This is a genomic window from Streptomyces sp. NBC_01717 (assembly GCF_036248255.1).
Taxonomy (GTDB): Bacteria; Actinomycetota; Actinomycetes; order Streptomycetales; family Streptomycetaceae; genus Streptomyces.
Genome location: NZ_CP109178.1, coordinates 2,803,152 through 2,817,882, shown reverse-complemented (window position 1 = coordinate 2,817,882; position 14,731 = coordinate 2,803,152). Strand labels below are relative to the sequence as shown.

The following is a 14,731-nucleotide window of genomic DNA, read 5'->3' as shown; positions in this document are numbered from 1 at the left end:
ACTGCTCCCGGAAGCGTTTCGACCGCCCGGACGCACAAGCAGGCCCCGGGATCGGCGCAGTGGATCCCGGGGCCCGGTCGGAACCGGCGAGCTTCACACCCGCCGCAACACCGCCACGACCTTGCCGAGGATGGTCGCCTCGTCGCCAGGGATCGGCTGGTACGCGGAGTTGTGCGGGAGCAGCCATACATGGCCGTCCTCCCGCTTGAAGCGCTTGACCGTCGCCTCGCCGTCCAGCATGGCGGCCACGATGTCGCCGTTCTCCGCGACGGGCTGACGGCGCACCGTGACCCAGTCGCCGTCGCAGATCGCCGCCTCGATCATCGAGTCACCGACGACCTTCAGGACGAACAGCTCGCCGTCCCCGACCAGCTGGCGGGGGAGCGGAAAGACGTCCTCGACCGATTCCTCGGCGAGGATCGGTCCGCCGGCTGCGATCCGGCCGACCAGTGGTACGTACGATGCGGCGGGCTTGCCGCTCGTGTCGGTCGGCTGCGTGCTGGGCTGGTCCGAACCGCGGACCTCGTACGCCCGGGGACGGTGAGGGTCGCGGCGGAGGAAGCCCTTGCGCTCCAGAGCCATCAGCTGATGGGCGACGGAGGACGTGCTGGACAGCCCCACCGCCTGGCCGATCTCTCGCATCGAGGGTGGGTACCCCCGGCGTTGCACCGAGTCGCGGATGACCTCGATCACTCGCCGCTGCCGGTCCGTGAGCCCCGAGCTGTCCGCTCGGATTCCTGGAGGTCGGCCGGGGAGCGAGCGCGCTGGGCGCGCCGGCTCAGGCCCCTCCGTGTTCCTGACTGAGTCATTCATGGCATGCACCGGCTCGAGTCGGCTCTGGGAGCGGTCCTGGGCAGTGATGGTGGCACTGTCTGCGGTGGTGGTCACGTCGGCCCCTCTCGAATGTTCTCCCTAGCTGGACAACGGTAGTAGCTTTCGAAAGGTTGCGCCAAACACACGTTCGAGTGAAAAACGAATAAAAGTCTGTGCCGTGTTCATTGCTAGGTGTATGAGCGAAGCGCGGGCCGGATTCCCACCCGGCGCGGGCGGGTCCGACGCGTGCCGTGCACGACCGGCAATTCGGCTCATCACGCTAGCGTCCGCGGCTGCGGCGCTGCCACGCGGGGTGGTCTCCCGGCCGCCGTTCCGGTCCGGCGTCGGGCGCCCCGCGATCCGGTCGGTCGAGCGTGTCCCGTAACCTCGTAGTCGGTCGTACGCTGCCTGTGCCGCCCGGGACGCGCGACACGCGCTAGGGCCGAATGCGCGACCAAACCCAAGATCTAGTGGTTGGATTGTTCCAGCCACCCAGAAGTTGTGGTCCCTGGTCGATCGAGACCGTGACCATCGCCTATGCTTATGGCTGCTTCGAGGGCCCCTGGCGGGGCCTGAAGAGGCCATTCAGTCGTGCTGTGAAGGAGGGTTGGGAGCCATGCACTGCCCCTTCTGCAGGCACCCCGACAGCCGGGTCGTCGACAGTCGCACCACCGATGACGGCACGTCGATCCGCCGTCGCCGTCAGTGCCCCGACTGCTCCCGCCGTTTCACGACGGTGGAGACCTGCTCGCTGATGGTGGTGAAGCGCAGCGGAGTCACCGAACCCTTCAGTCGTACCAAGGTCATTTCCGGCGTGCGCAAGGCATGCCAGGGGCGACCCGTCACCGAGGACGCCCTCGCCAAACTCGGCCAGCGGGTCGAGGAGGCGGTGCGCGCCACCGGAAGCGCCGAGCTGACCACCCACGACGTGGGTCTGGCCATACTCGGCCCCTTGCAGGAACTCGACCTCGTCGCATACCTGCGCTTCGCGTCCGTGTACCGGGCGTTCGACACACTCGAAGACTTCGAGGCCGCCATCGTGCAACTTCGCGAGCGGCGGCCTCCCGTGGAGGGATGCGGGACCGGCGAGACCCTGGAGGTCCCCGTTCCCGCCGTCGCCGCCGACTGAGCGACACCGGCTGACCGACACAGGTGTATCGATCAGCGGCAGGGCGGCTACATAGATCTGCTCCGGGTGCTGCGCGCGGCGTCCGAAGCATCAGACACAGATTGTGCCCCGGGAAGTTCTGGGCACTGCAGGGCGTTTTTGCCCACATATGGGAGGCGGCATGACAGAGACGGCGAGCGGCCCGGCACGAGGTTCCCGAGCCAAGGGATCCAAGTCGACTGCGACCAAGCAGGGCCTGCGTATCGAGCGAATCCACACCACCCCCGGCGTGCATCCGTACGACGAGGTGGCGTGGGAGCGCCGTGACGTCGTCATGACCAACTGGCGCGACGGCTCGATCAACTTCGAGCAGCGTGGCGTCGAGTTCCCCGACTTCTGGTCGGTGAACGCGGTCAACATCGTCACCAGCAAGTACTTCCGCGGAGCTGTCGGCACGCCGCAGCGCGAGACCGGACTGCGACAGCTGATCGACCGGATCGTGAAGACGTACCGGAAGGCGGGCGCGGACTACAACTACTTCGCCTCTCCGGCCGACGCCGAGATCTTCGAGCACGAGCTGGCGTACGCCCTCCTGCACCAGATCTTCAGCTTCAACTCGCCGGTCTGGTTCAACGTCGGCACGCCCCAGCCGCAGCAGGTCTCCGCCTGCTTCATCCTGGCCGTCGACGACTCCATGGAGTCGATCCTCGACTGGTACAAGGAAGAGGGAATGATCTTCAAGGGCGGCTCCGGCGCCGGCCTGAACCTCTCCCGTATCCGCTCCTCCAAGGAGCTGCTGTCCTCCGGTGGCAACGCCTCCGGTCCTGTCTCCTTCATGCGCGGCGCCGACGCGTCCGCCGGAACGATCAAGTCCGGTGGCGCCACCCGTCGCGCGGCCAAGATGGTCATTCTCGACGTCGACCACCCCGACATCGAGAACTTCATCGAGACCAAGGTCAAGGAGGAGGAGAAGATCCGCGCCCTGCGCGACGCGGGCTTCGACATGGACCTGGGCGGCGACGACATCACGTCCGTCCAGTACCAGAACGCCAACAACTCGGTCCGTGTGAACGACGAGTTCATGAAGGCCGTGGAGTCCGGCGGCAAGTTCGGGCTGCGCGCCCGGATGACCGGTGACGTCATCGAAGAGGTGGAGGCCAAGTCCCTCTTCCGCAAGATGGCCGAGGCCGCCTGGGCCTGCGCCGACCCCGGCATCCAGTACGACGACACGATCAACCAGTGGCACACCTGCCCCGAGTCCGGCCGGATCAACGGCTCGAACCCGTGCAGCGAGTACATGCACCTGGACAACACGTCGTGCAACCTGGCCTCGCTGAACCTGATGAAGTTCCTCAAGGACGACGGCAAGGGCAGCCAGTCCTTCGAGTCCGAGCGCTTCGCCAAGGTCGTCGAGCTGGTCATCACCGCGATGGACATCTCCATCTGCTTCGCCGACTTCCCGACCCAGAAGATCGGCGAGAACACCCGCGCCTTCCGTCAGCTCGGCATCGGTTACGCCAACCTCGGCGCCCTGCTGATGGCGACCGGCCACGCGTACGACAGCGAGGGCGGCCGCGCCCTCGCGGGTGCCATCACGTCGCTGATGACCGGCACCTCGTACAAGCGCTCCGCGGAGCTTGCCGCGGTCGTCGGCCCGTACGACGGCTACGCTCGCAACGCCGAGCCGCACCAGCGCGTCATGAAGCAGCACGCCGACGCCAACGCCGCGGCCGTCCACATGGACGACCTGGACAACCCGATCTGGGCCGCCGCCACGGAGGCCTGGCAGGACGTCATCCGCCTCGGCGCGAAGAATGGTTTCCGCAACGCGCAGGCCTCGGTCATCGCGCCCACCGGAACCATCGGTCTCGCGATGTCCTGCGACACCACCGGCCTCGAGCCGGACCTCGCCCTGGTCAAGTTCAAGAAGCTGGTCGGCGGCGGCTCGATGCAGATCGTCAACGGCACCGTCCCGCAGGCCCTGCGCCGCCTGGGTTACCAGGAGGAGCAGATCGAGGCGATCGTCGCCCACATCGCCGAGCACGGCAATGTGATCGACGCTCCCGGTCTGAAGGCCGAGCACTACGAGGTCTTCGACTGCGCGATGGGCGAGCGCTCCATCTCCGCGATGGGCCACGTGCGCATGATGGCGGCCATCCAGCCGTGGATCTCCGGCGCACTCTCCAAGACGGTGAACCTGCCGGAGACGGCCACGGTCGAGGACGTCGAAGAGGTCTACTTCGAGGCGTGGAAGATGGGCGTGAAGGCGCTCGCCATCTACCGCGACAACTGCAAGGTCGGTCAGCCCCTCTCCGCCAAGACCAAGGAGAAGAAGAAGGCCGAGGTCACCGCCAAGGCGGAAGACACCATCCGTGCCGCGGTCGAGAAGGTCGTCGAGTACCGCCCGGTCCGCAAGCGTCTCCCCAAGGGCCGTCCCGGCATCACCACCTCGTTCACGGTGGGCGGCGCCGAGGGCTACATGACCGCCAACTCCTACCCGGACGACGGTCTCGGTGAGGTCTTCCTGAAGATGTCCAAGCAGGGCTCCACCCTCGCGGGCATGATGGACGCCTTCTCCATCGCCGTCTCGGTCGGTCTGCAGTACGGCGTCCCGCTGGAGACGTACGTCTCGAAGTTCACCAACATGCGCTTCGAGCCGGCCGGCATGACGGACGACCCGGACGTGCGGATGGCGCAGTCGATCGTCGACTACATCTTCCGCCGCCTGGCGCTGGACTTCCTTCCCTTCGAGACCCGCTCGGCGCTCGGAATCCACTCGGCCGAGGAGCGTCAGCGTCACCTCGACACGGGTTCGTACGAGCCGTCCCTCGAGGACGACGAGATGGACGTCGAGGGCCTGGCCCAGTCCGCCCCGATCCGGACGGAGCCGCTGAAGGCGGTCGCTCCTCCGAAGGAGACGGAGATGCCTGCCCCGAGGACGGCGCACACCTCGGCGGAGCTCGTCGAGATGCAGTTGGGCATCAGCGCGGACGCGCCGCTCTGCTTCTCCTGCGGCACGAAGATGCAGCGCGCCGGATCCTGCTACATCTGCGAGGGCTGCGGCTCTACCAGCGGTTGCAGCTGATATTCGGGACCTGCTGGGCATGAACTAGCTGGTCAGGGCGGTGGAGTCGATACCGGGCTCCACCGCCCTCGGCGTCTGATCCCCAGGGCTGTGGTGTCTGATGCATCGGATCGCGCGGAAAGGGCGCGGGTCTGTGCGTGCTGCGGTGTGATGCTCTTGGACCTGCTCGACGAGTCGGCTCCCTGCCCCTGTTGCCTGCCGAGGCGTCATGTTCCGGGCGTGCGGCTTCCCATCGTCGCGGCGAACGAACCGGGGTCGCCGTCGAAGCCCCGGATCGTCTCGTGGAACTCCCAGCCGCCCGAACCGTCCCGGACGAACTCGGCGACCGTTGCCGCGGTGGCGCCGCCGACCGAGGAGAAGTCGTCCTCCGCCAGACTTGTGTATCCCTCACGAATCTGCACGCCGGTGCTCGCTATGTCGTCGAAGATCCTTCGGCCGTCCCGCTGCTGAATGGCGACCCCGACGACGACGCGGGCGTGCGCGGCCGACAGCCGGTTCAGTTCCAGTGTCATCACCTCGTCGAAGCCGAGCCCCTGGCCGGTCCTGCTGTCGCGGTTCAGTGTGATGGTGCCGTCCGGCGAACGGCTGTCGAAGTGCACCAGATACGAGGGGCTGCCGTACGGCTCGTCCGCCGGGTAGGTCGCGGCGATGATGTCGAGGTCATGGGCGGGGGCACCCGGAGGACTTGGGTCCCATTTGAGCCTGACTTCGACCTTCGCGAGGTCCTTGTTGGGCGTGCTCATCGGACTTCCCTCCTTGCCGCTGGGCCGTCGGACCGGTCGTACCACCCGATCATGTCCGCAACCGTCCGTGGATCCAACCGGCTTGGTATCGGGCGACGGAATCGCGCCAATGTCGATTCCTGTGCAGTTCAGTGCGGTATACGGCGCGGCGGACGCCGGCTGATCTCCTCGCGGAAGAGCTCGATCGCGCTGCTGACCTGGCGCATCAGGTGGGTGTGCTCGATGCGGTCGAGATACAGGCAGTTGCGGGCCAGCCCCTCCAGTTCGAAGGCGAAGCAGAGCGACATCAGCGGGTTGATGAACAGCTCGCTGCCCCGGGTGCGCGAGGTGAAATGGACGTCCCCGAAAGCGCCCTGGACCGCTGCGGCGATCGATCCGTTGACGATGCTCGGGTGGTCGGGGGTGTGTTTCTGGGCATGGGCGACCGCGTCGACGAAGAGAGCGCCCTCGCGGGTCGTACGGGAGACCGAGAAGGCGCCCAGGAAGGCGCCATCGCGCTCCAGGGCTGCGATGTTCTCCAGGACGAGTCCGTGACTCACTCCGTGATGGGCGTCGATTCCGAAGCCGATGGAGACAACGAGGCGCTCCGGTACGTCGATTCCGGCGAGCGCCGCGACGCTGGTGAGGTCCTCCTCCGGGGTGCCGAGTCCGGATTCGTCGCCACGCATCAGGATGTCCGTACCGCCGTCGACGAGGACGACCGCGTCGATGTCGTACCGCTCGATCAGCGCTCGGTAGGCGGCCCGCAGTGGCTGCACTCCCACCCGGGCGAAGGCGTGCACGGTGCTCGGGTAGTGGTGCAGTTCGAGCCACTGGGCGAGCGTGCGTTCCGGGAAGTACGGCTGGTGGAGCGACGTTTCGGGGGTGATCACCGCGACATCGGGCGCGAGCCAGGCATCGACGGGAAGCCCTTCGAGAGCGCTGAACGAGAGATTGGCGAGCCGGACGTCCTTGCCCTGATGCAGCAGGGAGAGTGCCACCGGAAGCCCCGCGTAGATGTCGAAGCCGCCGCCCGCCCCGGCCACGAGGATGCGTTCCGCGGAGTCGAGGCGGGCGAACAGGGTGTTGGCGAACAGAGGGTTGGCGGGCGGGGGCGTCATGGAGATCATTCTGTGATTCGCGGCGCCTGGTTCGGACGTACTCCGTCAGAGCGTGACCCACGCCACGTTCGGCGCCGTACGATGGCGCGGTGCTGGTCAAGTGGATTCGCTGCACCGTGATGGACCGTCGCGGTTTCGAGCGGGGGCAGCGAAAGTGGGCGGGGCTGCTCGGTGAGCCGGGGTTCAGAGGACAGGGGGGTGGCTGGAGCCGGGGGCGACCGGAGGTTGCCCATGTGTTCGCGTTCTGGGAGAACCGGGCCTTCTACGACTCGTTCATGGCGCGTGCGCACGACCGGCTGGCTGCCGCACAGTCCGGAACGTACAGCGACATCCAGGTCAAACTGTTCAACTACCGCTTCGATGTGAAGACCGGCTTCGAGCCGCGCTTCACCGATGCGGATGTGGTCAGAGTGGCGCACAGCAGGGTGCACGAGGACCGGGTCGAACACTTCGCCCTGATGCAGGAGAGGGTGTGGAATCCGGCGATGGCCGGCTCTCCCGGCATGCTGCGTGGGGTGTTCGGCGAGGCGCCGGGACACGAGTTCCTGGTGCTGTCGATGTGGCAGTCGAGTGCCGAGCGCGGCAAGTACCGGCCGGGGAGCCTCGAAAGGCTCTCGCTGCGGGCAGGGACCGAGGACGATGTGGCGGCGCTGGCGGGGGACGTCGTGCAGCTCGACCCGTCCTGGACGGTGTGATCCTCCGGTACCTCGGCCGGCCCCCGACCGGCGGGTTCCAGGCGGGGCGGGGGGCGTGCCGGATGCCCTGGGGTCCCGCTTCGCCGGCAACATGCGTCGGCTGAATTCCGGACAACTGCTCGAATGGACCGGACTCGATCTAGGGTCGTTACATGGCACGACCGCAACGCATTGTCCTCGTCCGGCACGGCGAGTCCGAGGGCAATGACGACGACACGGTGTACGAGCGTGAACCCGACCATGCATTGAGGCTGACCGCGACGGGGTTGCGGCAGGCCAGGGAGACGGGGGTACGGCTGCGCGATCTCTTCGGCGGGGAGCGGGTCAGCGTGTACGTGTCGCCCTACCGCCGCACGCACGAGACCTTCAGATCCCTCGGGCTCGACCTGGAGCGGGTGCGGGTGCGCGAGGAGCCGCGGCTGCGCGAACAGGACTGGGGGAACTGGCAGGACCGGGACGACGTGAGACTGCAGAAGTCCTACCGGGACGCGTACGGACACTTCTTCTACCGCTTCGCGCAGGGGGAGTCCGGCGCCGATGTGTACGACCGGGTCGGGGCATTTCTGGAGAGTTTGCACCGGAGCTTCGAGGACCCCGACCATCCGCCCAACGTTCTGCTGGTCACTCATGGACTGACGATGAGGTTGTTCTGCATGCGGTGGTTCCACTGGTCGGTGGCCGAATTCGAGTCTCTGTCCAACCCCGGCAACGGGGAGACACGAATGCTGATGCTCGGCGAGGACGGGCGGTACACGCTTGACCAGCCGTTCGAGCGGTGGCGTACCCCTGAGCCGTACGGCATCACCGGATAGAGTGGGGACGCGATGACCGTTGACTCCGCTACCGCCCAACGCTTCGAACGCGCCCTGGCCAGCCTGCGGGGGCTGTCCGTGGGGGACGCTCTGGGCTCCCAGTTCTTTGTGCCCGCCAACTATCCGCTGCTGAAGCAGTGCGCACTGCCGCTCGGCCCCTGGCAATGGACCGATGACACGGAGATGGCCTGTTCCGTCCTGGCCGTGCTCGCCGGGCACAACCGCATCGACCAGGACGCGCTGGCCCACTCGTTCGCCGACCACCACGACTTCGACCGGGGATACGGCCCTGCTGTGAACCGGCTGCTGCGGCTGGTCCGGGAGGGCGGCGACTGGCGCGAGCTGGCGTCCGCGCTCTTCCAGGGCCAGGGCTCCTGGGGCAATGGCTCGGCCATGCGTATCGCACCCCTCGGCGCCTGGTACGCGGACGACCCCGAGCAGGCAACGCATCAGGCCGAGATCTCCTCGTACACCACGCATCAGCACCGCGAGGCCGTCGTGGGGGCGATGGCTGTCGCGGCGGCCGCCTCGCTCGCCGCCGCGCCCGGCGGCCCGCCGACGCCGACCGATCTCCTCGACGGGGTCATCGCCCTGGTGCCGCGCAGTGCGGTCGGCGCCGGGCTGCGCCGGGCGCGCGACATGCTCGACTACAGCGATGCCGGAACCGTCGCGGCGGTCCTCGGAAACGGCCGTCGTACAAGTGCACATGACACAGTGCCGTTCGCTCTCTGGTCGGCGGCCCGGAGCCTCGGCGACTTCGAGCAGGCCTTCTGGGTGACCGCTCAGGCCGGTGGCGACGTCGACACGACCTGCGCAATCGTCGGCGGGGTCATCGCGGCAAGCAAGGCGGGGGCTCCGCCTGCCGCCTGGTCGGCACAGACGGAAGAGCTGCCGGGCTGGCTTCCCCGGCCGGGGCGCAGCTGACACGTCTCGACTGTCACGGTACTGCCACATCCCTGCCGCGCATGTCTGCGAGCGGTACCGGGGGGCTACCCTTTCGGCCACGCCGCCGTCAATGATCATCATGACGATCGTGCGCCGAATGAGAGCCGAGGTGCTCGCGCTGCTCAGCAGCTGTGTGAGCGGAACTCGGTGGGAGGGGGTCCCATGCCCGATCACACGTCAGAGTCGTCCCGGAAGCCGGAGGCGCCCGAGCCGTCTCGCCCGCAGGAGCCGTCGGCGCCGCCGGAGACTTCGAAGTCGCCGGAGCCGTCGGTGGATGCGGTGCCGTCCGAGTCGCCCGGTAGCTCCGGAGCGCCGAGCGTGCCCGATTCCGGCGAAGCCGTCCCGGAGCCGCCGAGGAGCCCGGCGTACGCACAGCAAGGATGGCAATCGCATCCGCCGCCCAACCCCTGGCAGAGCCGCCAGCAGCAGGTCGGCACGGTTGCGCGGCTGCGCCCGGACCCGCCGGTCGCCATCCGTAACGCCACACTCTGGTCTGTCGTGGCCACCGCGCTCCTCAGTGGTCTGTTGCTGGGGGACGGTCTCGGCCTGAACCTGCTGATTGTCGCGATTCCCGCCGCGCTCGCGGCCTTCTTCGCCGCAGAGGCCGCGGGTCGCCGGCTCCGCCCCTGGTCCGCTGTCTGGGCGCTGGGCGGTCTGTCACTGCTCATCGTCCCGGCGCTCCGGGACGCGGGCTGGCCCACCTTCCTCGCAGTGGTGTCAGCCGCCGCGCTGGGCTCGCTCGCCCTGCACGGCAGCCGCAGCTGGCTCGGGGTGTTCCTCGGTTCGGTGGGCCTGTTCTCCTCCGCCGTCGAGGGAGTGAGATGGGGAGGACTGGGCATTCGCGACCGGATGGCTGGTTCTCGCGGTCGATGGGGTGTCGCCTTCCGGTCCACCGCGGTGGCCGTTGTCCTGCTCATCGTCTTCGGAGCGCTGTTCGCAAGCGCGGATGCCGCGTTCGCCGATGTGCTCGGCAATTTGATGCCGGACGTGTCGCTGGGCGACACCCCCTGGCGGTTCTTCCTCTTCGTGGTCGGTCTGGTCGGTGCGCTCACTGCCGCGTACACCGCCGCCGCCCCCATCCACTGGGACCGCATCACCGTGCGGGCGGGCAAGGCCCGAGGCCGGCTGGAGTGGGCGCTTCCGCTCATCGTGCTGAATCTGCTCTTCGCCGTCTTCATCGCCATCCAGCTCACCGTGTTGCTCGGCGGATACGACAAGGTGATGGCCGAGACCGATCTCAGCTACTCGGCATACGCCCGCCAGGGCTTCTGGCAGTTGTTGTGGGCAACGCTGCTCACGCTCCTCGTGATCGCACTCGCCCTGCGCTGGGCCCCTCGTGGTGAAGCGCGCGACCGCACTCTCGTGCGGATCGTCCTCGGCGCGCTGTGCCTGCTCACCCTTGTGGTGGTGGCCTCCGCACTGCGGCGTATGGAGCTGTACGTCGATGCGTACGGTCTGACCCGTCTGCGGATATCCGTGGCCGCGGTGGAGCTGTGGCTGGGCGTGGTGCTGATCCTGATCATGGCGGCGGGCGTGTTCGGCGCCCGGCTGCTGCCGCGCGCCGTGGCGGCGAGCGCGGCCGTCGGTGTGCTCGTGTTCGGTCTGGTCTCGCCCGACGGGCTGATCGCGGAACAGAATGTTCAGCGCTACCGCAACGATCACGCGATCGACATCGACTACCTCCGTGGCCTCTCGGCCGACGCCGTACCGGCCCTCGACACACTGCCCGAACCGCTGCGGTCCTGTGCTCTCGGCGAGATCCAGCGCACGCTGCGCGTGTCCGACGCTCCTTGGTACGCCACCAGCTGGGGCGAGGCGCGGGCACGCGACATTCTGGAGAACCGGAGCGCGAACGCTCTCGTGACGGACTGCGAGGGTCTTGGAAGCGGTGAGGACGGCGGTGATCGAGGCGGTTACGAAGACGATACGTACGACCCGTACTGATTACGCCGCCTACGGATGACGCCCCTACGACCCGTACTGATCCGGATTGCTGAGCCGTACCCGGCGATCCGGGCAGGTGCAGGCCGCACCCCGTGGACGGCCTGCACCTGCGCCGACGCGCGTGCTTCACCTGCGCGCCGCCCGGTTAACCGGTGCCCGCACCGGCCTGCGACGCTAGGCTCCAGGACCACCCGCGGACGCCTTGCCGCTCAACGCATCCAAATCGCTCCTGCGTACCCGGATCACCAACACCGCAGTCAGCAGGGCGAGTGCGGCCATCGCCACCGCTGCCGTGAACGCCGTCGAAATGCCTTGTGTGAGCACCTCGTGTCCCCAGGGTGCGGGCAACTCGTGCGTCTCGGCGAATTTCGCCTTCTGTTCCGGCGTCGCCTGCGCCATGAACGACGGAAGTTGCTTCTCCGCCTCGTTGCGGCTCGCCGTGCCGAAGACCGTCACCAGGATGGACAGCCCCAGCGAACCACCCACCTGCTGGCTGGCATTGAGCAGTCCGGACGCCGCACCGGCCTCGTGCTGCGCGACCCCGGAGACAGCGGTCAGGGTCAGCGTGACGAAGTTGAGGCCCATACCGAAGCCGAACAGGAGCATCGGCCCCAGCACCCCGCTCACATAGGAGCTGTCGGACGAGATGAATGTCTGCCAGAAGAGGCCGATTCCGGTGAGTGTCGAACCGGTGATCATGAACGGCTTGGGGCCCAGCACCGGGAGCAGTCGCTGCGACAGGCCTGCGCCCGTGATGATGGCCACGGTCACAGGCAGGAAGGCCAGACCCGACTCGATGGGGCTGTAGCCCAGCACGTTCTGTACGAACAGGACGATGAAGAAGAACATGCCGACCATGGCGGCGGCCAGGCTGAGCATGATGAGGTACGTCCCCGACCGGTTGCGGTCGGCGAACATCCGCAGTGGGGTGATCGGTTCCTTCGCCCGCATCTCGATGAGTACGAATGCGGCGAGGAGTACCACCGCGGCGCCGAAGGACCCCACGGTGAGGGAGTCCCGCCAGCCCTCCTCGGAAGCCCGGATGAATCCGTACACCAGCGAGGCCATGCCGAGGGTCGAGGTCAGTGCGCCCGAGACGTCGAAGCGGCCGGGATGCCTCTCGGACTCGTTGATGTACATGGGTGCCAGGACCGCGATCAGCACACCGATCGGTACGTTGACGAAGAAGACCCATCGCCAGTCGAGCCATTCGGTGAGCATTCCGCCGGTCAGCAGGCCGATCGCGCCGCCGCCCGCCGAAACTGCGGCAAAGACTCCGAACGCGCGGTTCCGCTCGGGACCTTCGGGAAACGTGGTGGTGATCAGGGCGAGTGATGTCGGTGAGGCGATGGCTCCACCCACGCCCTGGAGGGCCCGGGCCGCGAGCAATTGCCAGGGCTCCTGGGCCAGTCCACCCAGCAGGGAAGCAAGGGTGAAGACCAGGATTCCGGCTATGAAGACCCGGCGTCGGCCGAGGATGTCACCGGCCCTGCCGCCGAGGAGAAGCAGTCCGCCGAAGGTGAGCGTGTAGGCGCTGAGGACCCAGGACAGATCGGTGGTGGAGAAGCTGAGCGCGTCCTGGACGTGCGGAAGCGCGATGTTGACGATCGTGGCATCGAGCACAACCATCAATTGACATGCGGCGATGACCGCGAGGGCGATCCCTCGTCGCCCCTGCCGTCGGGCCGCGCCCGGCGGACTCTGTGCTTCTAACTGAGAGGTTGTCACTATGGATCCCCCACAAGTGAATTAGTGAACGGAAGCGTTCACTGTCTCGTCAACGGTAGTGAGTCCCCGTCAGTGAACGCAAGCGTTCACTGAAGCTGCCGTTGCCGGGATGCCGGCGGAATCGCTCGGTCCGGGTCTGCTCGGTCTGGCGACGATCGGTTCCGATGTGTCTTGGTCCGCCCCGACGTCTGGATCCGCCTCACCGTCCCGACGGGCCCCACCGTCCGACCTGTTTCGATGGAGAAAAGCTGATGGTTACTTCGCGCTCGGCGGCCGCCGCTCGGCCGTCGATGGCATCACCGCGCCGCCGCGGGCCCGTACTGGAACGCGCGATCCTCGATGCCGCGCTGGAACAGCTGAGCACGGTGGGCTGGAACGGGCTGACGATGGAGGGCATCGCCGCCAGGGCCCAGACAGGGAAGGCGGCGGTCTACCGGCGATGGCCCTCGAAGGAGGACCTGGTGGTCGACGCACTGCAGACGGCACTGCCGGCCCTCGGCGAGGCGCCCGACTTCGGCAGCGTTCGCGAAGATCTCTACCAGCTCTGCCGACGGCTGCGCGACGCAATGCTTTCCAAGCCCGGATGCGCGCTGCGTTCCGTACTTCACGAGTGCGACGCAAGCTCCGCCGAGCGGTTCCAGTCGGTGATCCTCAAAGGGGTGATCCAGCCCTCGACCGAGCTCCTACGGGAAGTGGTAGGCCGAGGGATCGCGCGCGGCGACGTCCGCTCCGATGCCACGAGCGAGCTGTCCTTCGAGGTGATCCCCGCGATGATGATGTACCGCAGCAAGGTGTGCGGCAGCGAATGGACGGACAGGGAGCTCGCCGAAATGATCGATCAGGTCGTGGTGCCGCTGTTCCGCTCCTCCGGCAACTGAACGCGACGGCCGGCGGCCGGGCCGTGAGCATCCCGGTGGAGGCGTCGCGGACGGCACAACGGTCCGGCGCCCCGGGGTGTTCTCGGACTTCTCGTCGGCGTACGCTGGCTGGCGCCATGCCGTACGAACCACCCACGCACACTGTCGAGCGCTCACTGCGCGCTACCACCGGTGCCAAGACCGTCGCCGGTGTCGACGAGGTCGGACGCGGAGCGTGGGCGGGACCGGTCACCGTATGTGCGGCCGTCACCGGCCTCCGCAAGCCTCCTGCCGGACTCACCGACTCCAAGCTGATCAGCCCCAAGCGCCGCGCCGAGCTGGCGCCGCTGCTCGAGGGCTGGGTCACCGCCTACGGTCTCGGAGACGCCTCGCCGCAGGAGATCGACGACCTCGGGATGACCGCGGCCCTGCGCCTCGCCGCTGTCCGCGCCCTCGAAGCGCTGCCTGTGCGCCCCGACGCGGTGATACTCGATGGCAAACACGACTACCTGGGCGAGCCCTGGACGGTCCGAACCGTCATCAAGGGCGACCAGTCCTGTGTCGCGGTCGCGGCCGCCTCGGTGATCGCGAAGGTCCACAGGGACGCGATGATGGCCGAACTGGGTGCGGAAACCGGGGAGTACGCCCCCTTCGCCTTCGGTGCCAACGCCGGCTACCCGTCTCCCGTGCACAGGGCCGCTCTGGAGGCGCTGGGACCCACGCCCCACCACCGCCTCTCGTGGTCCTACCTCGACGCGCTGCCCAAGTGGCAGCACCTGAAGAAGGTCCGCTTCTCCGCCGAGGCGGCCGCACTGGAAAGCGGGGGCCAGCTCGGCTTCGACTTCTGATCGCGCATTTGTGCCCACCCGCTGATGCTCATCGCGTCGGCATTTGATAGACA

At 67.6% G+C, this 14,731-nt stretch carries 12 protein-coding genes; 8 read left to right on the top strand and 4 right to left on the bottom strand.

The window, feature by feature from the left end:
- Positions 1–93: 93 nt before the first annotated feature.
- On the bottom strand, positions 94–888 hold the full coding sequence (gene lexA, locus OHB49_RS12770; protein WP_030974105.1) for a transcriptional repressor LexA: 795 nt from the start codon (positions 886–888) through the stop codon (positions 94–96).
- A gap of 541 nt (positions 889–1,429) precedes the next feature.
- Between lexA and nrdR the strand changes: the two genes are divergently transcribed.
- A complete protein-coding gene (gene nrdR, locus OHB49_RS12765) occupies positions 1,430–1,942 on the top strand; it encodes a transcriptional regulator NrdR (protein ID WP_030974103.1) in 513 nt (170 codons plus the stop codon).
- A 160-nt stretch (positions 1,943–2,102) separates the two neighbouring features.
- Positions 2,103–5,006, top strand: coding sequence for a vitamin B12-dependent ribonucleotide reductase (locus OHB49_RS12760; RefSeq protein ID WP_329160338.1), 2,904 nt, complete (start codon positions 2,103–2,105; stop codon positions 5,004–5,006).
- A 206-nt stretch (positions 5,007–5,212) separates the two neighbouring features.
- On the opposite strand, the gene OHB49_RS12755 is transcribed toward OHB49_RS12760, so the two are convergent.
- Together OHB49_RS12755 and OHB49_RS12750 are read right to left on the bottom strand one after the other, a co-directional pair.
- Positions 5,213–5,749, bottom strand: coding sequence for a TerD family protein (locus OHB49_RS12755; RefSeq protein WP_329160335.1), 537 nt, complete (start codon positions 5,747–5,749; stop codon positions 5,213–5,215).
- A 128-nt stretch (positions 5,750–5,877) separates the two neighbouring features.
- Positions 5,878–6,858 carry a DUF1152 domain-containing protein gene (locus tag OHB49_RS12750; protein WP_329160333.1) on the bottom strand — a complete coding sequence of 327 codons (981 nt, stop codon included), beginning with the start codon at positions 6,856–6,858 and terminating at the stop codon, positions 5,878–5,880.
- A gap of 80 nt (positions 6,859–6,938) precedes the next feature.
- Between OHB49_RS12750 and OHB49_RS12745 the strand changes: the two genes are divergently transcribed.
- The 4 genes from OHB49_RS12745 to OHB49_RS12730 all read left to right on the top strand — a co-directional run bounded on the left by OHB49_RS12745 (position 6,939) and on the right by OHB49_RS12730 (position 11,245).
- Positions 6,939–7,544: a YdbC family protein gene (locus OHB49_RS12745; protein WP_052189799.1), complete on the top strand. Its 606-nt coding sequence runs from the start codon at positions 6,939–6,941 to the stop codon at positions 7,542–7,544.
- Positions 7,545–7,696: 152 nt separating this feature from the next.
- Positions 7,697–8,356, top strand: coding sequence for a histidine phosphatase family protein (locus OHB49_RS12740; protein WP_329160330.1), 660 nt, complete (start codon positions 7,697–7,699; stop codon positions 8,354–8,356).
- 12 nt (positions 8,357–8,368) lie between these two features.
- Positions 8,369–9,280, top strand: coding sequence for an ADP-ribosylglycohydrolase family protein (locus OHB49_RS12735; protein WP_329160329.1), 912 nt, complete (start codon positions 8,369–8,371; stop codon positions 9,278–9,280).
- A 183-nt stretch (positions 9,281–9,463) separates the two neighbouring features.
- Entirely contained in the window at positions 9,464–11,245 is a 1,782-nt protein-coding gene (locus tag OHB49_RS12730) for a DUF4153 domain-containing protein (protein ID WP_329160327.1), read from the top strand.
- A gap of 174 nt (positions 11,246–11,419) precedes the next feature.
- On the opposite strand, the gene OHB49_RS12725 is transcribed toward OHB49_RS12730, so the two are convergent.
- Positions 11,420–12,973, bottom strand: coding sequence for an MFS transporter (locus OHB49_RS12725; protein WP_329160325.1), 1,554 nt, complete (start codon positions 12,971–12,973; stop codon positions 11,420–11,422).
- A 251-nt stretch (positions 12,974–13,224) separates the two neighbouring features.
- Between OHB49_RS12725 and OHB49_RS12720 the strand changes: the two genes are divergently transcribed.
- Both OHB49_RS12720 and OHB49_RS12715 read left to right on the top strand, forming a co-directional pair.
- On the top strand, positions 13,225–13,851 hold the full coding sequence (locus OHB49_RS12720) for a TetR/AcrR family transcriptional regulator (protein ID WP_329160324.1): 627 nt from the start codon (positions 13,225–13,227) through the stop codon (positions 13,849–13,851).
- Positions 13,852–13,967: 116 nt separating this feature from the next.
- Positions 13,968–14,678: a ribonuclease HII gene (locus tag OHB49_RS12715; RefSeq protein WP_329160323.1), complete on the top strand. Its 711-nt coding sequence runs from the start codon at positions 13,968–13,970 to the stop codon at positions 14,676–14,678.
- The last annotated feature ends 53 nt before the right edge of the window (positions 14,679–14,731 follow it).